The 22724-nt window shown below is 70.3% G+C and carries 24 protein-coding genes and 1 riboswitch; of the genes, 8 read left to right on the forward strand and 16 right to left on the reverse strand.

What is annotated here, in order from left to right; all coding sequences use genetic code 11:
* The first annotated feature begins 184 nt into the window (after nucleotides 1-184).
* Nucleotides 185-1441, forward strand: a complete 1257-nt coding sequence (locus tag OHS57_RS14055) for a PTS transporter subunit EIIC (protein WP_328582150.1) — start codon at nucleotides 185-187, stop codon at nucleotides 1439-1441.
* A 67-nt stretch (nucleotides 1442-1508) separates the two neighbouring features.
* On the opposite strand, the gene OHS57_RS14060 is transcribed toward OHS57_RS14055, so the two are convergent.
* Nucleotides 1509-2261, reverse strand: coding sequence for an MBL fold metallo-hydrolase (locus tag OHS57_RS14060; RefSeq protein ID WP_041989205.1), 753 nt, complete (start codon nucleotides 2259-2261; stop codon nucleotides 1509-1511).
* A gap of 187 nt (nucleotides 2262-2448) precedes the next feature.
* On the opposite strand from OHS57_RS14060, the gene OHS57_RS14065 reads away from it, so the two are divergent.
* Nucleotides 2449-2901, forward strand: a complete 453-nt coding sequence (locus OHS57_RS14065; protein WP_041996184.1) for a type II toxin-antitoxin system PemK/MazF family toxin — start codon at nucleotides 2449-2451, stop codon at nucleotides 2899-2901.
* Between the two features lie 356 nt (nucleotides 2902-3257).
* On the opposite strand, the gene OHS57_RS14070 is transcribed toward OHS57_RS14065, so the two are convergent.
* From OHS57_RS14070 to clpS, 10 genes are all read right to left on the reverse strand, one after another.
* Complete coding sequence (locus OHS57_RS14070; RefSeq protein WP_328582151.1) at nucleotides 3258-4208, reverse strand: PLP-dependent cysteine synthase family protein; 951 nt, start codon at nucleotides 4206-4208, stop codon at nucleotides 3258-3260.
* Nucleotides 4208-4510, reverse strand: a complete 303-nt coding sequence (locus OHS57_RS14075) for a MoaD/ThiS family protein (protein WP_041989202.1) — start codon at nucleotides 4508-4510, stop codon at nucleotides 4208-4210. The genes OHS57_RS14070 and OHS57_RS14075 overlap by 1 nt, the downstream gene beginning before the upstream one ends.
* Before the next feature lie 144 nt (nucleotides 4511-4654).
* On the reverse strand, nucleotides 4655-4774 hold the full coding sequence (locus OHS57_RS14080) for a putative leader peptide (protein ID WP_328582152.1): 120 nt from the start codon (nucleotides 4772-4774) through the stop codon (nucleotides 4655-4657).
* A gap of 101 nt (nucleotides 4775-4875) precedes the next feature.
* Entirely contained in the window at nucleotides 4876-5643 is a 768-nt protein-coding gene (locus tag OHS57_RS14085; protein ID WP_328582153.1) for an ABC transporter ATP-binding protein, read from the reverse strand.
* Nucleotides 5640-6692 carry an iron ABC transporter permease gene (locus tag OHS57_RS14090; RefSeq protein WP_041996182.1) on the reverse strand — a complete coding sequence of 351 codons (1053 nt, stop codon included), beginning with the start codon at nucleotides 6690-6692 and terminating at the stop codon, nucleotides 5640-5642. The genes OHS57_RS14085 and OHS57_RS14090 overlap by 4 nt, the downstream gene beginning before the upstream one ends.
* A gap of 37 nt (nucleotides 6693-6729) precedes the next feature.
* The gene (locus tag OHS57_RS14095) at nucleotides 6730-7731 is read right to left on the reverse strand and encodes an ABC transporter substrate-binding protein (RefSeq protein ID WP_328582154.1); all 1002 of its coding nucleotides are present in this window, start codon (nucleotides 7729-7731) and stop codon (nucleotides 6730-6732) included.
* A 42-nt stretch (nucleotides 7732-7773) separates the two neighbouring features.
* Nucleotides 7774-7926: riboswitch (cobalamin riboswitch) on the reverse strand.
* Nucleotides 7898-8311 (reverse strand): Mov34/MPN/PAD-1 family protein, encoded by a 414-nt coding sequence (locus OHS57_RS14100; protein ID WP_041989196.1) that lies wholly within the window; start codon nucleotides 8309-8311, stop codon nucleotides 7898-7900. It overlaps the preceding riboswitch by 29 nt.
* 44 nt (nucleotides 8312-8355) lie before the next feature.
* Nucleotides 8356-9789, reverse strand: a complete 1434-nt coding sequence (locus OHS57_RS14105; protein WP_328582155.1) for an amino acid permease — start codon at nucleotides 9787-9789, stop codon at nucleotides 8356-8358.
* An 81-nt stretch (nucleotides 9790-9870) separates the two neighbouring features.
* The gene (locus OHS57_RS14110) at nucleotides 9871-10449 is read right to left on the reverse strand and encodes a DUF2017 domain-containing protein (protein WP_041989192.1); all 579 of its coding nucleotides are present in this window, start codon (nucleotides 10447-10449) and stop codon (nucleotides 9871-9873) included.
* Nucleotides 10449-10754, reverse strand: a complete 306-nt coding sequence (gene clpS, locus OHS57_RS14115; RefSeq protein ID WP_041989190.1) for an ATP-dependent Clp protease adapter ClpS — start codon at nucleotides 10752-10754, stop codon at nucleotides 10449-10451. Before clpS ends, OHS57_RS14110 begins: the two co-directional genes overlap by 1 nt.
* 152 nt (nucleotides 10755-10906) lie before the next feature.
* On the opposite strand from clpS, the gene OHS57_RS14120 reads away from it, so the two are divergent.
* Both OHS57_RS14120 and OHS57_RS14125 read left to right on the forward strand, forming a co-directional pair.
* A complete protein-coding gene (locus OHS57_RS14120) occupies nucleotides 10907-12235 on the forward strand; it encodes a nicotinate phosphoribosyltransferase (protein WP_328582156.1) in 1329 nt (442 codons plus the stop codon).
* 202 nt (nucleotides 12236-12437) lie between these two features.
* The gene (locus OHS57_RS14125; protein WP_328582157.1) at nucleotides 12438-13040 is read left to right on the forward strand and encodes an isochorismatase family protein; all 603 of its coding nucleotides are present in this window, start codon (nucleotides 12438-12440) and stop codon (nucleotides 13038-13040) included.
* Between the two features lie 52 nt (nucleotides 13041-13092).
* Here OHS57_RS14125 and OHS57_RS14130 read toward each other — a convergent pair whose 3' ends face one another.
* On the reverse strand, nucleotides 13093-13422 hold the full coding sequence (locus tag OHS57_RS14130) for a hypothetical protein (protein ID WP_328582158.1): 330 nt from the start codon (nucleotides 13420-13422) through the stop codon (nucleotides 13093-13095).
* A 132-nt stretch (nucleotides 13423-13554) separates the two neighbouring features.
* Nucleotides 13555-15969 (reverse strand): immune inhibitor A domain-containing protein, encoded by a 2415-nt coding sequence (locus OHS57_RS14135; protein WP_041989183.1) that lies wholly within the window; start codon nucleotides 15967-15969, stop codon nucleotides 13555-13557.
* A gap of 380 nt (nucleotides 15970-16349) precedes the next feature.
* On the opposite strand from OHS57_RS14135, the gene OHS57_RS14140 reads away from it, so the two are divergent.
* A complete protein-coding gene (locus tag OHS57_RS14140) occupies nucleotides 16350-16664 on the forward strand; it encodes a hypothetical protein (protein ID WP_041989182.1) in 315 nt (104 codons plus the stop codon).
* 36 nt (nucleotides 16665-16700) lie between these two features.
* Here the strand turns inward: OHS57_RS14140 and OHS57_RS14145 are convergent, their stop codons facing one another.
* Together OHS57_RS14145 and OHS57_RS14150 are read right to left on the reverse strand one after the other, a co-directional pair.
* Nucleotides 16701-17429: an RDD family protein gene (locus tag OHS57_RS14145; RefSeq protein ID WP_041989181.1), complete on the reverse strand. Its 729-nt coding sequence runs from the start codon at nucleotides 17427-17429 to the stop codon at nucleotides 16701-16703.
* Nucleotides 17430-17517: 88 nt separating this feature from the next.
* Nucleotides 17518-18981 (reverse strand): RDD family protein, encoded by a 1464-nt coding sequence (locus OHS57_RS14150; protein ID WP_328582159.1) that lies wholly within the window; start codon nucleotides 18979-18981, stop codon nucleotides 17518-17520.
* A 308-nt stretch (nucleotides 18982-19289) separates the two neighbouring features.
* On the opposite strand from OHS57_RS14150, the gene OHS57_RS14155 reads away from it, so the two are divergent.
* Nucleotides 19290-20252: a glycoside hydrolase family 16 protein gene (locus OHS57_RS14155; protein WP_241778587.1), complete on the forward strand. Its 963-nt coding sequence runs from the start codon at nucleotides 19290-19292 to the stop codon at nucleotides 20250-20252.
* Nucleotides 20253-20305: 53 nt separating this feature from the next.
* Here OHS57_RS14155 and OHS57_RS14160 read toward each other — a convergent pair whose 3' ends face one another.
* Entirely contained in the window at nucleotides 20306-21214 is a 909-nt protein-coding gene (locus tag OHS57_RS14160) for an ornithine cyclodeaminase family protein (protein WP_328582160.1), read from the reverse strand.
* 123 nt (nucleotides 21215-21337) lie between these two features.
* Between OHS57_RS14160 and OHS57_RS14165 the strand changes: the two genes are divergently transcribed.
* Complete coding sequence (locus OHS57_RS14165) at nucleotides 21338-21814, forward strand: SsgA family sporulation/cell division regulator (RefSeq protein ID WP_041989177.1); 477 nt, start codon at nucleotides 21338-21340, stop codon at nucleotides 21812-21814.
* 131 nt (nucleotides 21815-21945) lie between these two features.
* Nucleotides 21946-22713, forward strand: coding sequence for a CDP-alcohol phosphatidyltransferase family protein (locus OHS57_RS14170; RefSeq protein ID WP_041989176.1), 768 nt, complete (start codon nucleotides 21946-21948; stop codon nucleotides 22711-22713).
* Nucleotides 22714-22724 lie beyond the last annotated feature (11 nt).

Raw genomic sequence — 22724 nt, forward strand, 5'->3', positions numbered from 1 at the left:
CACTGCCGTCAAGGCCCCCCGACATCGGTCGGGGGGCCTTGGTCACGAGTTGGACGCGATGTCGGGAACAGAGGTTTTCGACGGTTCCTTATGCAACCCCTACCGTGTTACAACTGGTCTACACCACTGATTGGTGTAGACCACGTGGCCGCGGCGCCGCGTTCCTTTTCGCTGGAGGAAGTTGATGAGTACGGCCACCGCGCAAGCGGCCCCGGCGCCCGCCAAAAAGCGCGGCTCCGGTCTGTTCCAGGGACTGCAGAAAATCGGCAGGAGCCTTCAGCTGCCGATCGCGGTCCTGCCGGCCGCGGGCATCATGGTCCGTCTCGGCCAGCCCGACATCTTCGGCAAGGACGGTCTCGGCTGGGACCGGGTCGCCGACGTCTTCGACAAGGCGGGCAGCTCCCTCACCGGCGCCCTGCCCCTGCTGTTCTGCATAGGCGTGGCGATCGGCTTCGCCAAGAAGGCGGACGGCTCGACCGCGCTCGCCGCGGTCGTCGGCTTCCTCGTGTACCAGAAGGTGCTGCAGGCGTTCCCGGTCGCCGACGCGGTGATCAACAAGGGCGCCGACACCCCCGCCGTCTACAACGACCCCGGGGTGCTCGGCGGCATCATCATGGGCCTGCTGTCGGCCGTGCTCTGGCAGCGCTTCCACCGCACCAAGCTGGTCGACTGGCTGGGCTTCTTCAACGGCCGCCGGCTCGTGCCGATCATCATGGCCTTCGTCGGCGTGGTCATGGGTGTCTTCTTCGGTCTGGTCTGGGAGCCGATAGGCGACGGCATCACCAACTTCGGCGAGTGGATGACCGGCCTGGGCTCGGGCGGCTCCGCGCTGTTCGGTCTGGTCAACCGCGGCCTGATCCCGATCGGGATGCACCAGTTCGTCAACACCGTCGCCTGGTTCCAGCTCGGTGACTTCACCAACTCGGCGGGCGAGGTCGTCCACGGCGACATCACCCGGTTCCTCGCCGGTGACCCGTCCGCCGGCATGTTCCAGGCGGGCTTCTTCCCGATCATGATGTTCGGCCTGCCGGCCGCCGCGCTGGCCATGGCGCACACCGCGCGCCCCGAGCGCCGCAAGGCCGTGACGGGCATGATGCTCTCGCTGGCCCTGACGTCCTTCGTCACCGGTGTGACCGAGCCGATCGAATTCTCGTTCATGTTCATCGCGCCGCTGCTCTACGTCCTGCACGCGGTGCTCACCGCCGCTTCCATGGCGGTCACCTGGGGGCTCGGCGTCCATGACGGCTTCAACTTCTCCGCAGGAGCCATCGACTACGCCCTGAACTGGAACCTCGCGACGAAACCCTGGCTGATCATCCCGATCGGCCTGGTCTTCGCGGCGATCTACTACGTCGTCTTCCGGTTCGTCATCGTCAAGTTCGACCTCAAGACCCCGGGCCGCGAGCCCGAGGAAGAGGTCGAGGACCTCACCAAGGCGTAGCCGCAGCGCACACGTTGAAGCCCCGCTCCCCTTTGGGGGACGCGGGGCTTCTCGCGCTGTGTGAGCGTCAGATCTCGTACACCGCGCCGGGCGCGGCCAGTTCGACCGGACCTTCGTAGACCGCGCGTGCGTCGTTGAGGTTCCGCTGGGCGTCGGTCCACGGCGGGATGTGCGTGAGGACGAGCCGGGCGGCGCGGGCGCGGGCGGCGTGTGCGCCGGCCTCGCGTCCGTTGAGGTGGAGTCCCGTGATGTCTTCCTTGCCATGGGTGAAGGCGGCTTCGCACAGGAAGAGATCGGTGTCCTCGGCCAACTCGACCAGCGGTTCGCACACGCCGGTGTCGCCCGAGTACGTGAGGGAGCGTCCGTTGTGCTCGACGCGGATGCCGAAGGTCTCGACGGGGTGCGCGACCTTCTCCGTACGCACGGACAGCGGCCCGATCTCGAACGAGCCCGGCTTGAGCGTGTGGAAGTCGAAGACCTCGCTCATGGACTTGTCGGTCGGGGTGTCGGCGTACGCGGTGGTGAGGCGTTCCTCGGTGCCCTCGGGTCCGTAGACGGGGATCGCGTCGCAACGCCCGCCCTCGAACCGGTAGTAGCGGGCGACGAAGTAGCCGCACATGTCTATGCAGTGGTCCGCGTGCAGATGACTGAGGAAGATGGCATCGAGGTCGTAGAGACCGACATGGCGCTGCAACTCGCCCAGGGCGCCGTTGCCCATGTCGAGGAGCAGCCGGAAGCCGTCGGCCTCTACGAGGTAGCTGGAGCAGGCCGATCCCACGGCGGGAAAGGAGCCCGAGCAGCCGACGACGGTGAGCTTCATGGAGCGTGAACCTCCGTGCGTGGACGGTGGGCGACGGGGGTCGTTCAGTTTGTCGAGCGTAAGGCGCGAAACGGCTGGTCGCTTCCCCAGGACCCCGCGTTGTGGGGGAACTCACCTGCTGTGTCACCGGTTCGGATGGACGGCGCGCACGCGGGTGACGGGCTCGGGCGCGGGTACCTTCGGTGACATGAATACGTGGTGGTGGCTCGCACTGATCGCCGTACTGCTGCTGGGGGCGATCGCGTCGGTCGTGGACGGCAGGGCCCGCAGCCCGCGCCGCCCCGGCGGCCGCACCCGCCCACCGGGCCGCCCCGGCCGTACGGGCCCGCGCGCACCGCGGCCGGGTGAGATCTGGTGGGCCATGGTCCCGTTCGAGGACGGCCCGGGGTCCAAGGACCGGCCGTGCCTGGTCCTGTCGGTACGCGGCCGGTCGGCGCAGGTCGCGAAGATCACGACGAAGGGTCATACGGAACGGCCCGGCGTCATCGCGCTGCCGCCGGGCATGGTGCAGGACGCGCAGGGCCGCGCCAGCTTCCTGGAGATGGACGAGCTGCGCGACGTACGGCTGAAGGACTTCCGCCGCCGCGCGGGCGAGGCGGACGGGGAACTGTGGAAGCGGATCCAGCGCCTGGCGGGCTGAGCGTGGGACGCCCGCCGGTGGCCGGGAGCACCCCATCCGGACGGCTGAGTGAAGGGGGTCGTGCAGGGGTGGTGTCCGGAGCGTAGAGCGTGATTTGTGGCGCATCTCGGCGGTGGCTCCGCGTCAGACGAGTACGCGCCGTAAATCATGCAGCGCAGGACACGACCCCGGAACGACACCCGGCACAGACAGCAACCACAACCCCGAACCCGCACCGGACGGCAACCCCGCAACGCAACCCGCACCCGAACCCGCGCCCGACGGCAACCCCGCAACCAAGACCCGCAACCAAGAAACCGCGCCCGACGGCGAACCCGCAACCCAGACCCGCACCCCCGCCGGAGGCGACACGGCGGCTACGCCCAGAGCTGCCCGTGCAGCGTCTCGATCGCTTCCTCCGTCGTCGCTGCCGTGTAGACCCCCGTCGACAGGTACTTCCAGCCGCCGTCGGCGACGATGAACGCGATGTCCGCGCTCTCGCCCGCCTTCACGGCCTTCTTGCCGACACCGATCGCGGCGTGCAGCGCTGCGCCCGTGGAGACGCCGGCGAAGATGCCCTCCAGCTGGAGGAGTTCGCGGGTACGGGTGACCGCGTCGGCCGAGCCGACGGAGAAGCGGGTGGTGAGGACCGACGCGTCGTACAGCTCGGGGACGAAGCCCTCGTCGAGGTTGCGCAGCCCGTAGACGATGTCGTCGTAGCGCGGTTCGGCCGCCACGATCTGGATGCCGGGGCGCTGTTCGCGCAGGAAGCGGCCGACGCCCATCAGCGTGCCCGTCGTGCCGAGTCCGGCCACGAAGTGCGTGATGGAGGGCAGGTCGGCGAGGATCTCGGGGCCCGTGGTCGCGTAGTGCGCGCCCGCGTTGTCGGGGTTGCCGTACTGGTAGAGCATCACCCAGGACGGGTTCTCGGCCGCCAGCTCCTTGGCCACGCGCACCGCCGTGTTGGAGCCGCCCGCCGCCGGTGAGAAGACGATCTCGGCGCCCCACATGGCGAGCAGGTCGCGCCGCTCCTGGGAGGTGTTCTCCGGCATGACGCAGACGATGCGGTAGCCCTTGAGCTTGGCCGCCATGGCGAGCGAGATGCCGGTGTTCCCGCTGGTCGGCTCCAGGATCGTGCAGCCCGGGGTGAGCCTGCCGTCCTTCTCGGCCTGTTCGACCATGTGGAGCGCGGGCCGGTCCTTGACGGAGCCGGTCGGATTGCGGTCCTCCAGCTTGGCCCAGATCCGCACGTCGTCCGAGGGCGACAGCCGCGGCAGCCGCACCAGGGGTGTGTTGCCGACGGCGGCCAGCGGGGTGTCGTACCGCATCAGACCGCGTGCGCTTCGAGGGCGCCGCCGGCCACGGCGGGCAGGATCGTCACGCTGTCGCCGTCGGAGACGGGGGTGGAGACGCCGTCGAGGAAGCGGACGTCCTCGTCGTTCAGGTAGACGTTCACGAAGCGGCGGAGCTGGTTGTCGGCGGCAGGGTCGATGAGGCGGCCGCGGATGCCGGCGTGGCGGGTGTCGAGATCGGCGAACAGCTCGGCGAGGGTGGCGCCGCTGCCCTGGACGGCCTTGGCTCCGTCGGTGTAGGTGCGGAGGATGGTCGGGATGCGGACCTCGATGGCCATGGCGTTCGGCTCCTGTCAGGGGGACGGTGCACTGTCCGGGAAGGGTGGCGCGCGGCTCGGGCCCCCGCGCGCGGGGGTGGGGCGAGTTCGGGGTGGTGCGGGTGCGGCTGGTGCCTGGAGCGGCGGGAAGCCGGGCGGGGCCGGTCAGCCGGCGGTCGCGCCGCCGGGACAGATGGCGCTGGCGAGGCGGCACAGGTCGACGTGCAGCCGCGCCACGAGCAGCGGTGTGCTCGGCGTCTTGTCGCTCACGTCCTGGGGAACCATGAGGTCATCGTATCGATTCCCGGTTCGCATCCAGGTAAGCGATCTCGACTGGTGGACGAGGCACGTTCGCCAGTTGGACGGATTGCTGGAAGCTGTCCCGGTTACGGCAGATATGTGACGGTCGGCGCGCCGGTCGTGGGGTGGGTGCTGACCTCGGCCGACACCTCGTAGACGGCGGCCAGCAGCCCGGGGGTGAGGACGTCGCGGGGTGTGCCGGACGCCACGACGCGGCCCGCCTGGAGGACGTAGAGCCGGTCGCAGTAGTACGCGGCGAGGTTCAGGTCGTGCAGGGCGAGCAGGTTGGTGGTCCCCGACCGGCTGATCAGCGTGAGGATGTCGAGCTGGTAGCGGATGTCGAGGTGGTTGGTCGGCTCGTCCAGCACGAGCAGGGCCGGCTGCTGGACCAGGGCGCGGGCGACGAGCGCGCGCTGGCGTTCGCCGCCGGACAGGGACGGGAAGGTGCGGTCGGCGAGCGGGCGGATGCCGACCCGGTCGAGCGCCGCGTCGGCCAGGGCGGCGTCCGCCGCGTTGTCCGCCTCCCAGAAGCGCTTGTGCGGGGAGCGGCCCATGGCGACGACTTCACGGACGGTGAGTTCGAAGTCGGTCTGTCCGTCCTGCGGGACGGTCGCGAGCCGCTGGGCGCGGGCCTTGTGGGTCATGGTGTGCAGATCGGCGCCGTCGAGAAGGGCGTGTCCCGCGGTGGGCCGCAACGTGCCGTAGACGCAGCGCAGGAGGGTGGTCTTGCCGCTCCCGTTGGGCCCGACGAGCCCGATCGTCTCGCCGGGGGCCGCCGTCAGGTCGACGGCATGGACGAGTTCACGGCCGTCCACGGAGTAGGACAGCCCTTCCACCCGCAGCTCGGCGCTCATGCGGGGGCTCCTTCGGGACGGCGGCGCATCAGCCACAGGAAGAACGGGCCGCCGATGAGCGCGGTGAGGACACCGACGGGGACGTCCTGCGGCGCTGCGACGGTACGGGCGGCGAGGTCGGCGACGACCAGCACCACGGCCCCGCCGAGCGCGGCGACCGGCAGCAGGCCGCGGTGTCCGGCGCCGACGACCGCGCGGGCCGCGTGCGGTACGAGCAGTCCGATGAAGCCGACGGCGCCGCTCGCCGCGACCATGACGCCGGTCACGAGCGAGGCGACGACGAAGACGGCCGCCCGGAACGCCCCGGCGTTCAGACCGAGCACGCTCGCGCCCTCCTCCCCCACCAGCAGCAGGTCGAGGGGCCGGGCCAGGGTCATCAGCAGCGCCGTCCCGGCGAGCAGGACGACGCCGGGCAGGACGAGCGTGCCCCAGCGGGCGCTGCCCAGACCGCCGAGTGTCCAGTACAGGGCCTCCTGGAACTGCTCGGGCCGGGCGGCGACGACCAGCAGGAGGGTGGTGAGCGCGGAGAGGATGTACGAGACGGTCACCCCGGCCAGGACGAGCCTGCCGCCGGTCATGGCGCCGCCCCTGCGGGCGAGGCTGTAGACGAGGGCGAGGGCGACGAGCGAGCCGGCGAAGGCGGCGGCCGGCATGGCGACGGTGGTGGTCACTCCCCCGCCGATGCCGAGGACGAGCACGGCCACGGCGCCGGTCGACGCGCCGGAGGAGATGCCGAGCAGGAACGGGTCGGCGAGCTTGTTGCGCACCAGCGCCTGGAGGACCGTCCCGACGACGGCGAGCCCCGCGCCGACGATCGCGCCGAGCAGCACCCTGGGCAGCCGTACGTCGAGGACGATGGTCCGGTACGGGCTCGGTGCGGCCCGCCCGGTGAGGGCGGCGACGACCTCGCCGGGCCCGATCCGTACGGAGCCGAGCGCGAGCCCGGCGACGACGGCGACGGCGAGCGCGGCGACGAGACAGCCGAGCACGAGCGGGTAGCGCAGCCGCCCGTGCCCTCGCGGGCCGGGCGTGACCGGTGCGCCCGATATGCCGGACGGGCCTGGCGGGGTGGTGCGGGGCACGGCGCTACTTCACAGTTCCGGGGTGGAGCTGGGCCGCGAGTTTCGCGACGGCGTCGGGGGCGCGTACGCCGAGGACGACGCTGGACAGCGGCATCACGGCGAACCGCTTGTTCTTGATCGCGGGTACGTCGGCGAGCACCGGGTCGTCGGTGAGCCGCTTCTCCTTCTGGGCGACCGTCGTCGAGCCGTAGTCGTAGATGACGACGGCCTGCGGCTTGCGGGCGACCACCTGTTCCCAGGTGGCGTCGCCGAACGACTTGTCCAGGTCGGCGAAGACGTTGGCGCCGCCCGCGCGGGTGATGAGTTCGTTGCCGATGCCGGCGCCGCCCGCGGTGAAGGCGGTCTTGTCGCCGCTGTCGTAGACGAAGACGGAGACGGGCTTGACGCCCTTGAGCTTGGCGGCCGTCCCCGCGACGGTGGCGCGGGCCCGCGCGATCCACTTGTCCGCGCGGTCGGGGACGCCGAAGGTCCGGCCGACCTCCCGTACCTCCTGGTAGACGTCGTCCATGGTGACGGCGCCCTTGGTGCAGCTCTCGATGTTGAGCCGGGTGTCGATGCCCGCGCCCTTCAGGTCGTCGCGCGCGCGGCCGTCCTTGGCGTCGAAGGCGCTGGCGTAGCCGCCGTAGACGAAGTCGGGATCGGCGGCGAGCAGCTTCTCCTTGGAGGGGTACTCCTTGGCGAGCACCGGCACGCTCTTGTACGCGGCGGCGTAGGCGGGCGAGATCGTGTCGTCCAGGTAGGCGGTGCCGACCAGGGATTTTCGCAGGCCGAGCGCGAGCATGACCTCGGTGGCGTGCTGGTTCATGGTGACGACGCGCCGGGGCGGTGCCTGGTAGGTCGTCTTCACACCGCAGTTGGTGACGGTGTAGGGGAAGCCGGGGGCGGCTGCCTTCGCGGCGCTCGCCGCCGGCTTGTCCGTCGAGCCGCACGCGGCGACCGGTACCAGCAGGGCGGGGAGCGCGGCGGCTATGAGCGCGCGGCGGAGCGTGGGCGGGACTGACGGCATGGCTGAGCACTCCTCCGGGGGGATTTCCGCGTCCCCTGGCTGGTGGAAGAAGGGCGGCAGGTCAGTTCCTGGCTGCCAAGCGGATTCGCTTGGTCACAGTGGCGGGACCGCGCCGGACTCGCACCGGCTTCCTGGCTCCTGCCGCCTCGGGTAGGGGGTCAGTCTCTCAGACGACCGTGACGTCCTCTTCGGTGACCTTGCCGTCCACGATCCGGTAGGAGCGGAACTGGAACGGGCCGAGACCGTCGCTGTCGGCGGTCGAGACCAGCACGTAGTGCGCCTCGGGCTCGTTGGCGTAGCTGATGTCCGTACGGGACGGGTACGCCTCGGTCGCGGTGTGCGAGTGGTAGACGATCACCGGGGTCTCGTCGCGGTCGTCCAGGTCGCGGTAGAGCTTCAGCAGGTCCGCCGAGTCGAATTCGTAGAAGGTGGGCGAGCGTGCCGCGTTGAGCATGGGGACGAACCGCTCGGGCCGGTCGGAGCCCTCGGGTCCCGCGACCACGCCGCAGGCTTCGTCGGGATGATCGCGGCGTGCGTGCGCGACGATCTGGTCGTACAGAGCCTGGGTGATGGTCAGCATGAGTGAAATATAGGACGGCCGAGGGCCGGGCCACCGGGTAGGCCCTACTCGACGGGTGCGTAGGCGCCCGCCTCTTCCCCGGTGGTGACGGTGCGGCGCTTGAGCAGCTGCCAGCCGCCCACCAGACCCACGGCCCACAGGGCGCCCACGTACAGGCAGACGCGCGCTTCGTGGTCGTAGGCGATCAGGCAGGTGACGAAGGCGAGGAAGGCGAGGGCGACCCAGCTCAGCACCGCGCCGCCGGGGGCCGGGAACGCGGAGGCGGGCAGCCGGCCCGCTTCGACGGCGCGGCGGTAGCGGATGTGGCTGGCGAGGATCATCATCCAGGTCCAGATGCCGGCGGCGGTGCCCACCGACGTCACGTACCCGAACGCCTTCTCGGGGACGAGGTAGTTGAGGATGACGCCGATGCCCATCAGGGCGACGGAGACGCTGATGCCGAAGGCGGGGGTGCGGCGCGAGTTGAGTCTGCCGAACGCCTTGGGCGCCTCGCTGTTGACGGCGAGCGCGCGCAGCATCCGGCCCGTCGAGTACATGCCGGAGTTGCAGGACGACAGGGCCGCCGTGAGGACGACGAAGTTGACGATGCCGGCGGCGAGCGGGATGCCGATCTTCTCGAAGGCGTAGACGAAGGGGCTGACGCCGGCGGAGAACTCGGTCCAGCGGACCACGGCGAGCAGGACGGTCAGCGAGCCGACGTAGAAGATGATGATCCGCCAGGGCAGCGTGTTGATGGCCTTGGGGAGGGTCTTCTCCGGGTTCTGCGATTCGCCTGCCGTGACGCCGACGACCTCGACGGCGAGGTAGGCGAACATCACGCCTTGCAGGGTCATCAGGCTGGAGCCGATGCCGTGCGGGAAGACCCCGCCCTGCGAGACGAGATTGCCGGGGGCCGCGGTGGCACCGGCGTCGGAGAAGCCGAGGGTGAGGACGCCGAGCCCGATGACGATCATGCCGATGATGGCGGTGACCTTGATCATCGAGAACCAGAACTCGACCTCGCCGAAGATCTTCACCGAGATCAGATTCACCCCGAAGAGCACCAGCAGGAAGACGAGCGAGCTGACCCACTGCGGGATCTGCGGGAACCAGAAGTGGATGTAGATCGCGGCGGCCGTCAGCTCGGCCATGCCGGTGACCACCCACATCAGCCAGTACGTCCAGGCGGTGGCGTAGCCGAAGAACGGGCCGAGGAACTCGCGCGCGTACTCGGCGAACGAGCCGGACACCGGGCGGTAGAGCAGCAGTTCGCCCAGCGCCCGCATGATGAAGAAGATGACGACGCCGGCGAGGGCGTACATCAGGATGATGCTCGGCCCCGCCTTGGCGATGTTGGCGCCCGCGCCCATGAACAGACCGACGCCGATCGCGCCGCCGATCGCGATCATCTGGATCTGCCGGCTGCCGAGCCCGCGTGCGTAGCCCTCGTCGTCCTCGCCCGGCCGGCCGGTCTCGTCGCTCTCGACGGGTGTGGTCATCGTGGAGTGCCCTTTCGCCGTGCGGTCAGCACTCAGGACCTATCATGGCGAAGGGTTCATTTCGGGCAACCGCGCGGCCCGTCAGGGCATCATCGTCTCCACGAGCGTCTCCTGGAGCGCGCCGAGCCACAGATACGCCATGACCATCGGCTTGCGCGGGTCGGAGTCGGGCAGCCGGTACAGCTCGCCGCCCTCGTCCTCGTCCGTGACGTCGAGCCGGGTGCCGATCGTCAGCCGCAGGTCGTTGAGGGCGCCGAGCCAGTGGGCGCACTCGTCGGGGGTCAGTTTCAGTACGGCGTCACCGGCGCCGGACGCGGTGAGCGCGTCCAGGGAGCGGACGACGGCGACCCCGTCGGCGCGCTTGCGGTCGCGCAGGTCGTTCTCCGTGAAGCGCCTGAACTCGGAGGAGAACTCCCGCAGTTCCTCGTCGTCGTCCCCGTAGGCGTCGGGAAACAGCCGGGCCAGCGCCGGGTCGGCGGGCGGTTCGCTGGGGCCTTCGGTGAACAGCGCGGCGAGCGGGTCCGTGCCCTCGGCCGGCTCGTCGGCGGGGCCGATCAGCTCCAGCAGCTGGACGGCGAGCGAGCGCAGGATGGAGATCTCGACCTCGTCGAGCGCGACGGCGGCGCCGCCGCCGGGTACGGCCTCGAAGTGCCCGGCCATCAGTCGCGGTCCTGCGTGAGGGTCGCCCACAGGCCGAAGCCGTGCATCGCCTGCACGTCGCGTTCCATCTCCTCGCGGCTGCCGCTGGACACGACGGCCCTGCCCTTGTGATGGACGTCGAGCATCAGCTTGTTCGCCTTGTCCTTGGAGTAGCCGAAGTAGGTCTGGAAGACGTACGCCACGTAACTCATGAGATTGACCGGGTCGTTGTGGACGATCGTCAGCCAGGGGACGTCCGGCTCCGGGACGACGGAGGTCTCCTGTGCGGATTCAGGGAGTTCGATCTCAGTCGGAGCAACACTCACGGTTCGGGACGACCTTCTTCTCTCGCCGGTCCTGCCGGATCTTCGCGGCGCCGCGGGCGCCCACAGGTCCATGCTGCCACCCAGGAGCCCCTGTCGCACAAACGGACCATCGAAATCGTCACTCTGACGAGTATTGGGGGTAGCATCAAAATATGAACACTCCGGACCTAGGGCTCCCGGTGGACGTGCCGTCGACCGCGCTCTTCACCGACCAGTACGAGCTGACGATGCTGCAGGCGGCACTGCGAGCGGGTACGGCCGACCGCCGCTCGGTCTTCGAGGCCTTCACCCGGCGGCTGCCCGAGGGGCGCCGCTACGGGGTCGTCGCGGGCACCGGCCGGGTCCTGGACGCCGTGGAGAACTTCCGGTTCGACGCGGACGTGCTGGGCTTCCTGCGGGAGCAGCGGATCGTCGACGAACCGACACTCGAATGGCTGGCCTCCTACCGCTTCAGCGGCGACATCTGGGGCTACCCGGAGGGCGAGGTGTACTTCCCCGGCTCGCCGATCCTGCGGGTCGAGGGTTCCTTCGCCGAGTGCGTCCTGCTGGAGACCGTGATCCTGTCGATCCTCAACCACGACTCGGCCATCGCCGCCGCGGCCTCCCGGATGTCGGCGGCGGCCGGCGGACGCGGGCTGATCGAGATGGGCGCCCGGCGTACGCACGAGCTGGCGGCCGTCGCCGCCTCGCGCGCCGCGTACGTGGGCGGCTTCGACACCACGTCCGACCTCGCCGCGGGCTTCCGCTACGGCATCCCCACCGTCGGCACGAGCGCGCACGCCTTCACCCTGCTGCACGACAGCGAGCGCGACGCGTTCCAGGCGCAGGTCGACTCGCTCGGCCGTGGCACGACGCTGCTGGTCGACACGTACGACGTGACCGAGGCGGTGCGGACGGCCGTCGAGATCGCCGGGCCCGAACTGGGCGCGGTACGGATCGACTCGGGCGACCTGCTGCTGGTCGCGCACCGGGTGCGCCAGCAGCTGGACGAGCTGGGCGCCGTCAACACCAAGATCGTGGTCACCTCCGACCTGGACGAGTACGCCATCGCCTCACTGGCGGCGGCCCCGGTCGACGCGTACGGCGTCGGTACGCAGCTGGTCACCGGCAGCGGGCAGCCCACCTGCTCGATGGTCTACAAGATCGTCGCCCGCGCGCAGTCCGCCGACCCGAAGGCGCCGCTGCAGCCCGTGGCGAAGAAGTCCACCGGCGGGAAGACCTCGATCGGCGGGCGCAAGTGGGCGGCGCGCCGGCTGGACGCCGAGGGGTACGCGGAGGCGGAGGTCCTCGGCACCGGCCCTGTCCCCGCCGACCTGCTGGACAGGCAGCTGCTGGTCGAGCTGGTCAAGGGCGGCGAAGTCGTCGCGCGCGAGCCGCTGGACGCGGTGCGCGAGCGGCACATCGCGGCCCGCGCGGGACTGCCGATGTCGGCGATCCAGCTCTCCAGGGGCGAGCCGGTCATCCCGACGGAATACATCTGACGAGCGCATATGCCCGAGGTGGGTGACCGGCCGTGTCTGAGCACAATACGTACGATGTGCGCCGGTTGCGGCATGGGCACCCGCTTCCGGGGCAGGCATCGAGACGTTGAAGAGAGGTCGATCCCCCTCCCGCAAGGCGGTCGCGAACTCTAGGCTCGAAACCACCGGTCAAGGCCGAACCCCACGTGAGGACATTTCCGCCATGCATCGCGCACTGATCGTCGTCGACGTGCAGAACGACTTCTGCGAGGGCGGCAGCCTCGCGGTGGCCGGGGGCGCCGATGTCGCCGCCGCGGTCACCGACCTGATAGGTCAGTCGACGGCCGGCTACCGCCATGTGGTGGCCACCCGCGACCACCACATCAACCCCGGCAACCACTTCGCCAAGCCCCCGGCCACGCCGGACTACGTCCACACCTGGCCGGTCCACTGCGTGGCCGGCACGGAGGGCGTGGGCTTCCATCCCAACTTCGCCCCGGCCGTCGCGTCCGGCGCGATCGACGCGGTCTTCGACAAGGGCGCGTACTCGGCCGCGTACAGCGGCTTCGAGGGCGCCGACGAGAACGGTCTGGGCCTGGCGGAGTGGCTGCGGTCGCACCATGTCACGGCGGTCGACGTGGTCGGCATCGCGACGGATCACTGCGTACGGGCCACGGCACTGGACGCGGCCCGCGAGGGCTTCGGTACGCATGTGCTGCTGGACCTGACGGCGGGTGTCGCCGAGGCGACGACCGAGCGCGCCCTTGAGGAGCTGGCCGAGGCCGGTGTCGAACTGAGCGGCAAGCCGGTGGTCCGCCCGGCCTAGGGGCGCCCCGCCCAGGTCGCTCCGCCGCCGCCGGGGGCCTTGTCGGTGGGTCTCAGTGGCCTGCCCTGGCCACGGCCGCCCGGGGCCGCAGCAGGGCCCGTATCGGCTGCCACAGCTCCTCCTGGCACTCCGGGGTGCCCCGCCACAGCAGGCCGTCCGGATGGTGCAGGACGGCCGTGATCTCGTCCAGCGTCGGTGGCTCCGCGTTACCGCGCAGATACACCGCGCGCAAGCCGAGATTCCGCAGCCTGGTCAGGGCGCGGGCGCGATTTCCGGCATGGACGAGCACCCGTACGGTGCCGCCATCGGCCGCGGGTCTCGGCAGGGTCAGTGCCACCACCACGCTGCCGTTCGGAAGCTTGCTGAAGCCTCCACCTGCCATGGTTTTCCTCTCCCCCGGGAGGCGCCGTGAGACGCCGTGTCAATAAGAGATCCGTAGACGCACCTAAACACGAACGGCCGCCGCCCGCTAGAGGGCGACGGCCGATCATGCTCTGACCTGCGGTGATACGGATTATCGGGTGGAGGGACCGACCTTGACCGTTATGGTCGACCCGCTGATCGGCTGGTCGACAATGCTGATCTTGGTGTTGGTGTCAGGAACCTGGACGCTGCCGCCCGGGTTGCCCTTGTCCCAGTAGGTGCCCTTGTGATCATCGAAGGCGGTGAGCCCGCCGAGCGGCTTGATCTTGGTCGGGACGTTGGCGTTGTGCAGCGTGAAGCCCGGCGTCGGCCACCAGCTGAAGGCCGAGTCGTACGCCTGGATCCTGTTGCGCATCACCGTGCCGTTGGACCACTTCAGCGGCTTCGGGTGGGCGTCGACCGGCAGGATGAGACCCGAACCCGGGTGGACGCTGGTGTTGTTGTCCTTCTGCGAGGTGTCCCAGTACCAGATCAACAGGCCGTTCTGGTACGGGTAGTGCTCGACCCAGCCGTCCTTCGGCGCGGTGAAGCCGAAGTTGTACGGGCCGGTCTTCAGCGTGGTGTCGTACGAGACGTACTGACGGTTCTCAGCGATGTAGTACTGGTCGTACTCCTTGCTGAAGGACTCGCCGATACGCGAGAAGCCCGCCGCGGTCCACGCCGGGTCCGCGGTCTCCGCGTTGTCGGTGAACAGCGCGGCGCCGTCGGCGTTGACGCTGATCGTGTCGGCGGCGAAGCCCTTCAGGGCCACCCCACCGTCCGTCTGGTAGCGGAAGCGCAGGTCGAACTTCTTGCCCGCGTAGGCGTCGAGCGAGTACGACAGCGGCTTGTACGTGCCCGAAGTACCGCTCAGCGCCGGCTTGTCGCTGCCGTCACGCCCGATGGGCGCACCGTCGGCGGTGCCGTCGAGCACGGTCCAGTTGGCGCCGCCGTCCGTGGACGCCTCGGCGTACAGGTAGTCGTAGCCCTCTTCGATGTCCCACCAGCCCTGGAGGTCCAGGGACGCGGTCGACTTGCCGGTCAGGTCGACGACACGCGTCAAGGTGTTCTTGAGGTTGTCGCCCGAGTCGCTCCACCACTGGGTGGCGCCCTCGGCGGGCTTCACCACGGTCGTGGTCTCCGACTTCTTGGGCAGCTCGACGACGAGCGCCTGGGGGTTCTTCGTGTTGTACTCCGAAACACCCAGCTTGGCGGTCGACTTGGTGGCCGCCTTGCCCTCGGCGTAGTTGAGCCAGCCGAGCTGCAGCTTGTCCCACGCGGTCATGTCGCCCGGCAGGTCACCGATCGCGTTCTTGCCGGTGCCCAGCCAGGAACCCGACGACATCAGGTCCCAGAACGACGTGGAGTTCTCGCCGCCCGCGGTGTCGTAGTTGTCGGGCAGGCCGAGGTCGTGGCCGTACTCGTGGGCGAAGACCCCGAGTCCGCCGTTCTCCGGCTGCATGGTGTAGTCGCCGACCCAGATGCCGGAGTTGCCGATCTGGGTACCGCCGGACTTGTTGTCCGCCGGACCAGTGGCGCCCGCGTCCGTGCCGTACGCGTACCAGCGGTGCGCCCACAGGGCGTTGGTGCCCTCGGCGCCGCCGCCCGCCGACTCGTCCTCACCGGCGTGCACGATCTGGAAGTGGTCGATGTAACCGTCGGGCTCGTTGAAGTTGCCGTCGCCGTCGTAGTCGTACCGGTCCCACTGGTCGTACTGGGCGAGGTCCGCCTTGATCTGGGCGTCGGTCTTGCCCGCGGCCTTCTGCTGCGCCGCGAAGGCGGTGACGCCGTCGCGGACGGTGTCCCAGACGTTGTTGCAGTTGGTGTCGCCGCAGTAGTTCGAGCCGTAACGGGCCTCGTTGTAGGGGACCTTGACCCAGGCGGTGACCTCACCGTCGACCGAGTAGCGCCCGGAGGACGTCTTCTCGTAGTACGTCTTCAGCGAGTTCTTCTGCTTGCCGGTCTTCTTGTCCTTGCCCTCACCGAAGTAGAGGTCCTGGAAGTGCTGCTGGTTGTAGTCGGCCTGCCAGTCGGTGGAGTTGTCCACCTTGCGGTCAGGCTCGGCTATCTCGTTGTGCTGCGGGCCGGGGGTGCCGCCGTACTTCTTGACCGGCGCCTCGGGCCCGGCGCCGTCCGGGTCGTACATCGTGGTGTCGTCGACCTGGTCGCCGAACTCCACGAGGATGGTGAAGATCTTGTCGGTCTTCTCGCGGCCCAGCTCGACGTACTTCTTGCTGCCGAGCTTCACGACCTGCGAGCCGCCGTGCTTCTCCAGCTTCGCGCGGCCGGACAGGACCTTGTCCATCGCGGCCTTGCGCTCGGCCGCCTGCTTCTTGCTGAAGGGTCCGTCGAGATCGTGGTCGACCAGGCCCTTCTGGGGCTGGGGGTCGTGCCGTTCGATCTGGGCCGATCCGGAGGTGGGGTTCGCCTCGGCCTGGGCCGGTGAGAAGGCTGACGCCGTCGCCGCGGTCGCGGCAAGGGCCACGAACACCGCCCCGAAACGTCTCGCCCGTCGATTGCTGATCACTTGATGGTTGATCCTCCCCCGCGCTCGCTGCTCGCGGACCGGGAGTTGGGGGATCCGCGCGCGTATGCGCGACATAAGTGGCGCTATTCGACCGGAGTTGGCGGAGAAAAGACAGTCTTGACTTGTGCACAGCAAGTGCACTATGTAGTAGTCCATTTCCGCTATCCGGACGTCCACCATGTCCGACACGGGCGCACTGTCCCCCGAAGTTGGGGGGTCGCGTGAATCGATGCGCCCCCCGTGCACCGGCACCGTGGGTTAGGTCACGCTTACTACACGTGCCAGTCGGGCATCCACCGTCGTAGAGTCGCTTCGTAGTGCGACCTGGTGCCGAGATACGCGAGACACCCATACAGACGTTCCGAGGGACGGATACAGCCATGCCGCGTCCGAATGCCGCACAGCTCGCCTACGGTTCCGCCACTGTCATCTGTTCGACGCTGGCCATGCTGCTTCTCTCCGGTACGACGTCCGGCATCGGCGTGGCCGTCATCGCACTGGCCGCGCTCGCGCTCGGCCTGCTCGTCGCGGTGACCGTACCGATGCCACGCCGTACGGAGGCGGCGGCGCAGGAGTCGGCGACCGCCGACAGCGCCCAGACGTCCATGGGGGCCCCTGCCTCGGCGGCTCCGGCGCCTTCTTCGCGGCGCACCCAGGTCGCCGCGGTCGGCCGGCCGCACTCCGTGCGCCGGTAGGCCCCTCTTCGCTCCGGTTCTCCGACTCCCCCAGCTCTAGGTGTTCGCTACGACGACCACCGTTCTCGCCGCCTTGTCGTGCCAGCCCTGTTTGTAGGGCCGGCTCGCCAGGATCGTGACGATGATGACGAGCCACCAGATGCAGTAGCAGCAGAGCAGCGCGGGCAGCCACAGCACGGCGGCGCGCAGCAGCGAGGCGTTCGTCTTCGGCAGCGTGCCGTCGTTGAGCATGCCCACCCGCAGTCCCAGCCAGCGCTTGCCGAGGGTCTGCCCCGACCTGCTGATCATCAGCGTGTCGTAGCCGACGTACGCGATGATCGAGATCAGCGACCAGAGCCACTGCCTGCCGGTGTTGACCTGGTCGTTGAAGTTGTCCCACTCGCTGTTGCCGTTCGACGTCGACACATGGAAGCCGCCGACCGCCAGCGAGATGATCGCCAGCGGGATCAGGATGATCAGCGCGTCGATGATCCGGGCGAGCAGCCGCCTGCCGAAGGGCGCGAGCGGCGGCATCCCGCTGAGCGGATCCGAACCGTCGCCGCCGTACGGACCGCCGCCGTAGGGGCCGCCACCGCCGGCGGGGTCTCCGCCGCCGTAGGGACCGCCCGCGTACGGGCCGCCGCCGCCGAACTCGTTCGGGTTGTACGGCGGGGGTGAGTCACCGCCGTACGGCGACCCGGGCGTCGGCTCGTGCGGGGGCTGCGGCCTCTTCCGGAACGGGTCGTCATCCGGCGACTGACCGGGCGTCGGCTGATCGTTGCTCATGAGGGCAGTGCACCGCGCGCGGAAGGCGCCCGCAACGGCAGCACCCGCCGTTCGGACGAACGGTCGTCAGCGCGAGGTCACCGGGGAGTCACCTGGCCACGAAGGTGCGGGCCGCCTTGTCGTGCCAGCACTGCCGCCACGGGCGGTCGAACAGGCACCACAGCACGTTGAAGACGCCCACGACGAGCACCCCCAGCACGCTGTAGACCAGCCAGCGGCGCAGCGCGGCGCCGAAGCCCGGGGCCTCGTGCGACTCGATGCCGCAGACCCGCAGACCGCAGAGCTTCTTGCCGAGCGTGCGGCCCCACTTCCCGGTCGGCAGCGCCTCGTAGAGGATCCCGACGACCAGCAGCGCGCCGACCAGAGCGCCGAGGTAGCCGCCGGTCGTGCCGTCGAGCAGCCAGACCGTGACCGTACGGCCGGTCTGCCTGGCCGCGTCGATCTTCTCGTCGACATGGGTCTTGGCCTTGGCCGCGAGCGGTACGGCGACGGCGCCGACGATCGCGCCCAGCACGACCGTGTCGATCAGCCGCGCCAGGAACCGCTTGCCGAGGCCCGCGGGGCGGGACGCGGCCTGGGCCTGCGCCATCTGCAGGAACGGGTCGGCGGCCGGCGGCTTCCACGGGACGACGGGCGGCTCGGCGCCGGCCGGTCCCCGCGCGGCGGCCGGTCCGGCCGGACCCGACGAGACGGCGGGGCCCGACGAGGCGGCCGGGAGCGCCGGGGTGGCGGGCGGCTGCGCCAGTTCGCGCACCTGCCGGGCCCAGGGGGCGGACGCTTCCTGCGGCCGGCGAGGCTGCTGGGACTGTGCGGGGAGCTGCGGCCGGTCCGGCGCGGGTGACGCCGCGGAGGCCGGGGGCGCTTCCTCCTCGCCCTTCGCCCGGCGGGCGGCGCGCAGGGCCCGGATGGCCATGGTGCTGTCCACGGCGGGCGGCTGGTTCCGGCCCGGGGCCTGGTCCGGGTTCTGATCCGGGTCCGCGTTCTGCGGGCGGTTCGCCTCCGGCCGGCCGGCGCCGATCCCGGCGCCGCGCCCGGGGCTGATGCCGCGTCGCATGGCGCGGATCGCGACCGTACCGTCACTCGGCGGCTCGCCTTCGCCGTCGCCGGACGCCGGCGGCGCGATGGCACGGGGCGTATGAGGCGTGTGGGGTGTACGGGGCGTGTCGGCGGCCCTCTGCGCCGGGCCGGGCACGCGGGGGTCCGGCGCACCCCAGGAGACGCGGTGGTCGCGCTCGCCGCCGAAGCCGGTCTGCCGGGAGACGTCGGCCTGCCACACGGAAGCGGGCTCCTGGCGGGGGTCCTCGGGCGGGTCCTCGTCGAAGAAGACGGGCCCGGTCTCCTCGACCGCAGGGGTGGCAGGTCCCCGCCCCGGCTGGCCCTGGGCCGCGGGATCCGGCTGCTGCGGGGCTGCGCCGCTGCCCTCGGGGGCGGGCCGGCTCGTACCGGGCACCCAGGCGGCGCCGTTCCAGTACCGGACGTACCCGGGGATCGACGGGTCCGGATAAAACCCTTCCCGGGGTGCGGTCCCACCGTCACCAGGGGGAGTAGCCACTGACCCCAACTCCGTTCCACTCACCAAGCGCCGTGTCCAAGGGAGACATTAACGAAGAACGCACCAGGCGGAAGAAAGAGACCAACACATCGACCGCATTCGGGGGTTGGCTCGCCAGGGTGTGCTATCCACCGACGTCAGTACTTCCCCGCAAAAGCCGGTCCGACCCCTTGACCCCTTTGTATCAGGTGCATGACAGTCGATGGTGAGAGCGCTCTCAAGACCAACTCCCCCACTCCCGACCCCCTCTCCTCCCCCACCCCCCGCTCCACTCCCCCCACAACCGAAGGCAGCCCCCCATGGCCCCCTTGGCACGAACTCCCCGCCGTCGTCTGCCGGCGTTCCTCGCCGCCCTGTCCCTCGCCCTGACCGGACTCGTCGGCCTCACGGCCACCTCGGCGTCCGCCGGCACCGCCCCCGTCGTTTCGGCCGACACGGCCGGTTCGGCGGCGGCCGACTGGACCACCGTCTTCCGGGACGACTTCAACGGCGCGGCCGGCACCGGCCTGAACCGGGCGGACTGGCTGTACGACCTCGGCACCAGCTACCCCGGCGGCGCCGGTAACTGGGGTACGGGCGAGATCGAGGTCTCCACCGACTCGACCGACAACGTCTACCAGGACGGCGACGGTCATATGGTGATCAAGCCGATCAAGGACGCCGCCGGGCAGTGGACCTCCGGCCGTGTCGAGACGCAACGCACCGACTTCGGCGCACCGGCCGGCGGCCAGGTCGAGATCAGCGCCTCGCTCCAGCAGCCCAACCCGGCGAGCGGGCTGGGTTACTGGCCCGCCTTCTGGGCGATGGGGGCGGACGCGCGGCCGGTCAGCGCGACCAACTGGCCGAGCATCGGCGAGCTGGACATCATGGAGGACGTCAACGGGCTCAGCCAGCACTCGACGACCTTCCACTGCGGACAGTGGGCCGGTGAGTGCCACGACCCCGACGGCATCAGCAGCGGTCTGCAGCCGTGCGACGGCTGCCAGACGGGCTACCACACGTACTCCGTCATCGTGGACCGCACGAACGCCGCTGCCGAGCAGCTGCGGTTCTACCTGGACGGGGTCCAGACGTTCGCCGTGAACCAGAGCGAGGTCTCGACCGCGACCTGGCAGGCCGCCGTCGACCACGGCTTCTTCGCCATCTTCGACGTCGCGATCGGCGGCTCGTACCCGAACAAGGTCTGCGGCTGCACCTCGCCGTCGGCCGACATCAGCTCGGGCGCGGGCATGAGCGTGGACTGGTTCGCCGTCAACGTCAGCCAGTCGTAGCGCGGTCGCGGGGGTCGGCGGGCTGTCGCGGCCGGGTGGGGTGAGGTGGCGGGTCAGTGGTGCCGCGCCGTCTCCCACAGGGCGGCGGCCACCGCCACCTCCGTACCGGCGAGACCTACCGACGAGAACAGCGTGATCTGCTCGGCGTCCGTCCTGCCCGGGGTGGCCCCCGCCAGGACGGCGCCGAGGTCCACCATCCGGTCGACCGGCAGGACGTGCGGCTCGGGGTAGCCGGCGGCCTGGGCGACCGAGTCCGTGACGAGCACCGCGGCCCGGTCGGCCAGCGCGGCGGGCACCTCGTGGCGCGAGAGGGTCTTGGGGCCGAGCGTCGTGACATGCGTGCCGGGCGCGATCCAGTCCGCTTCGAGGACGGGCACGCGGCTGTCGGTGGCGACGACGACCACGTCACGGTCGCGTACGGCCTCCTCGACCCCGGCGACGGCGCGTGCGGTGAGGCCCAGTTCGTCGGCAGCCCTGCGGGCGAAGCTCTCGGCGCGCTCGATATGACGGGCCGTCACGACGACGTCCGTGATCTGCCGGACCTCGCGCACCGCCCACAGCTGGGCCCACGCCTGGGTACCGGCGCCCACCATGCCGAGCGCGACGGGTTCGGGTCTGGCGAGGGTGTCGACGGCCACGGCGCCGATGGCGCCCGTCCGCCGCGAGCCCAGCTCCGAGCCGTGCACCAGGGCGCGCAGATCGCCGTCGTCGGAGCCCCACACGGCCACGAGCTGTTCGGCGTCGGCGCGGGTGACGTACGCACGGAAACCGAGGACGCCCTGCTCACGGAGGCGTCCGGCGGTGAAGACCAGATGGCCTCCGCCGATGTCGGCGCGCACGCGCGGTGGCGCGTGGAGGGTGCCTTCGTGTCCGGCCAGTATCGCCGCCCGTACGGCGCGTACGGCGGTCGCCGCGTCGAGCCGGGCGCGGACATCGTCATCGTTGAACAGCAGCGGAGGCACCGGCAGAGAATTTCATGCCGAAAGTCGCGTCATAGCGGCGGGGGTACGCCCTCTAAGTAGATACGGCCCGCCACTGGGCCTTCGCCCGGAGTAACGGGAGTATCTGGAGAGGAAGTGCCTCGCATGGACACCGTGGTGGAACGCGAGCTGGAAGTCGACCTGGTGCTGTCACCCGAGCGCAGTATCCCCGTACCCGCGAGGCTGACCTATCGCACGGGCGATCCGTACGCCGTGCACATCACCTTCCACATCGGCAGCGAGAATCCGGTGCACTGGACGTTCGCGCGTGAGCTGCTCGTGGAGGGCGTGTTCCGGCCGTGCGGCCACGGCGACGTACGGATCTGGCCGACGAAGGTGAGCGGCCGGGGCGTGCTGTCCCTGGCGCTGACGTCGCCGGACGGCGACGCGCTGCTCGAAGCGTCGTCGGCGGCGGTCTCGGCGTGGGTGGAGCGGACGCTGCGGATCGTGCCACCGGGTACGGAGACGGCGCAGCTCGGCATCGACGAGGGGTTGTCCCGGCTGCTGACGCCGATGCCGGCGGACGACCTGTGGCTGCGGGACCCGTGGCCGTCGGACGAGTCGGCGGACGGTGAGGTGTGAAGGGGCGCGGGTGCGGGGGGTGTTCGGGAGCGAGCCGCTGTTCGGGAGCCAGGGGCAGCGGAGAGGCGGCGGGGCGGTTCCTCTAACCTGGGGCGACCGTTTGCCGAACCGCAGGTGAAGAGGAAACAGCCATGGCGATCGCCCCTGCGTTGACAGAGCTCCGCGAGGTCTGCCAGCCGAACGCAAAGCTTCAGAGCCGCAACGGCGAACACTGGGCGGGCCGCCTGTACATGAGGCGTATCTCGCTGCACGCCACGCGACAGCTCGTGCGTACGCGGGTGACGCCCGATGCCCTGACGTGGACGATGGTGGTGTGCGGTGTCGCGGCGGGCTTCGCCCTCGCCATCCCCGGGCTGTGGGGCGCCGTGCTCGCCGCTGTGCTGTTCCAGCTCTTCCTGCTGTTCGACTGCGTGGACGGCGAAGTCGCCCGCTGGAAGGGGCAGAACAGCGCGGCGGGCATCTATGTCGACCGCCTGGGCGCGTACTTGGCCGACGCGGCGCTGCTGATCGGCGCGGGTTTCCGCGCGGCGCACGGTGGTTCGAACCTGTGGATCTCGGTCGGCCTCGCCGCCGCACTCGGCATCGTCCTGCTGAAGGCGTCCACGGACCTGGTCGACGTGGCCCGCGCGCGCCGCGGCCTGCCGGTGGCGGACGACGAGTCGACCCGCCCCCGCTCGGAGGGCCTCGCCTCGGCCCGCCGCCTGGCCTCGGCCTTCAAGATCCACCGCATCACGAACGGCATCGAGGCGTCCCTGCTGCTCCTGGTGGTCGCGGTGGCCGACGCGATGATCGGCGGCCTGGAACCGACCCGCATCGCGGTCCTGGCCATCACGGCGATCACCTGGCTCATGGTGGTCGCCCACCTGACCTCGATCCTGTCGTCGTCCCGCCTGCGCTGAGCCGCGGGGCG

Source organism: Streptomyces sp. NBC_00370 (assembly GCF_036084755.1).
In the GTDB taxonomy this organism is placed as follows: domain Bacteria; phylum Actinomycetota; class Actinomycetes; order Streptomycetales; family Streptomycetaceae; genus Streptomyces.

What these genes read in the sequence shown, in the direction of transcription:
- OHS57_RS14080 (WP_328582152.1), bottom strand. Translation starts at nt 4,774, where the DNA reads ATGGTTCCCCAGGACGTGAGCGACAAGACGCCGAGCACACCGCTGCTC.
- OHS57_RS14120 (WP_328582156.1), top strand. Translation starts at nt 10,907, where the DNA reads ATGAACACTCCGGACCTAGGGCTCCCGGTGGACGTGCCGTCGACCGCG.
- OHS57_RS14085 (WP_328582153.1), bottom strand. Translation starts at nt 5,643, where the DNA reads ATGAGCGCCGAGCTGCGGGTGGAAGGGCTGTCCTACTCCGTGGACGGC.
- OHS57_RS14170 (WP_041989176.1), top strand. Translation starts at nt 21,946, where the DNA reads ATGGCGATCGCCCCTGCGTTGACAGAGCTCCGCGAGGTCTGCCAGCCG.
- OHS57_RS14065 (WP_041996184.1), top strand. Translation starts at nt 2,449, where the DNA reads ATGAATACGTGGTGGTGGCTCGCACTGATCGCCGTACTGCTGCTGGGG.
- OHS57_RS14110 (WP_041989192.1), bottom strand. Translation starts at nt 10,449, where the DNA reads ATGGCCGGGCACTTCGAGGCCGTACCCGGCGGCGGCGCCGCCGTCGCG.
- OHS57_RS14075 (WP_041989202.1), bottom strand. Translation starts at nt 4,510, where the DNA reads ATGGCCATCGAGGTCCGCATCCCGACCATCCTCCGCACCTACACCGAC.
- OHS57_RS14165 (WP_041989177.1), top strand. Translation starts at nt 21,338, where the DNA reads ATGGACACCGTGGTGGAACGCGAGCTGGAAGTCGACCTGGTGCTGTCA.
- OHS57_RS14125 (WP_328582157.1), top strand. Translation starts at nt 12,438, where the DNA reads ATGCATCGCGCACTGATCGTCGTCGACGTGCAGAACGACTTCTGCGAG.
- OHS57_RS14060 (WP_041989205.1), bottom strand. Translation starts at nt 2,261, where the DNA reads ATGAAGCTCACCGTCGTCGGCTGCTCGGGCTCCTTTCCCGCCGTGGGA.
- OHS57_RS14140 (WP_041989182.1), top strand. Translation starts at nt 16,350, where the DNA reads ATGCCGCGTCCGAATGCCGCACAGCTCGCCTACGGTTCCGCCACTGTC.
- OHS57_RS14070 (WP_328582151.1), bottom strand. Translation starts at nt 4,208, where the DNA reads ATGCGGTACGACACCCCGCTGGCCGCCGTCGGCAACACACCCCTGGTG.
- OHS57_RS14100 (WP_041989196.1), bottom strand. Translation starts at nt 8,311, where the DNA reads ATGCTGACCATCACCCAGGCTCTGTACGACCAGATCGTCGCGCACGCA.
- OHS57_RS14130 (WP_328582158.1), bottom strand. Translation starts at nt 13,422, where the DNA reads ATGGCAGGTGGAGGCTTCAGCAAGCTTCCGAACGGCAGCGTGGTGGTG.
- OHS57_RS14145 (WP_041989181.1), bottom strand. Translation starts at nt 17,429, where the DNA reads ATGAGCAACGATCAGCCGACGCCCGGTCAGTCGCCGGATGACGACCCG.
- OHS57_RS14055 (WP_328582150.1), top strand. Translation starts at nt 185, where the DNA reads ATGAGTACGGCCACCGCGCAAGCGGCCCCGGCGCCCGCCAAAAAGCGC.
- OHS57_RS14095 (WP_328582154.1), bottom strand. Translation starts at nt 7,731, where the DNA reads ATGCCGTCAGTCCCGCCCACGCTCCGCCGCGCGCTCATAGCCGCCGCG.
- OHS57_RS14105 (WP_328582155.1), bottom strand. Translation starts at nt 9,789, where the DNA reads ATGACCACACCCGTCGAGAGCGACGAGACCGGCCGGCCGGGCGAGGAC.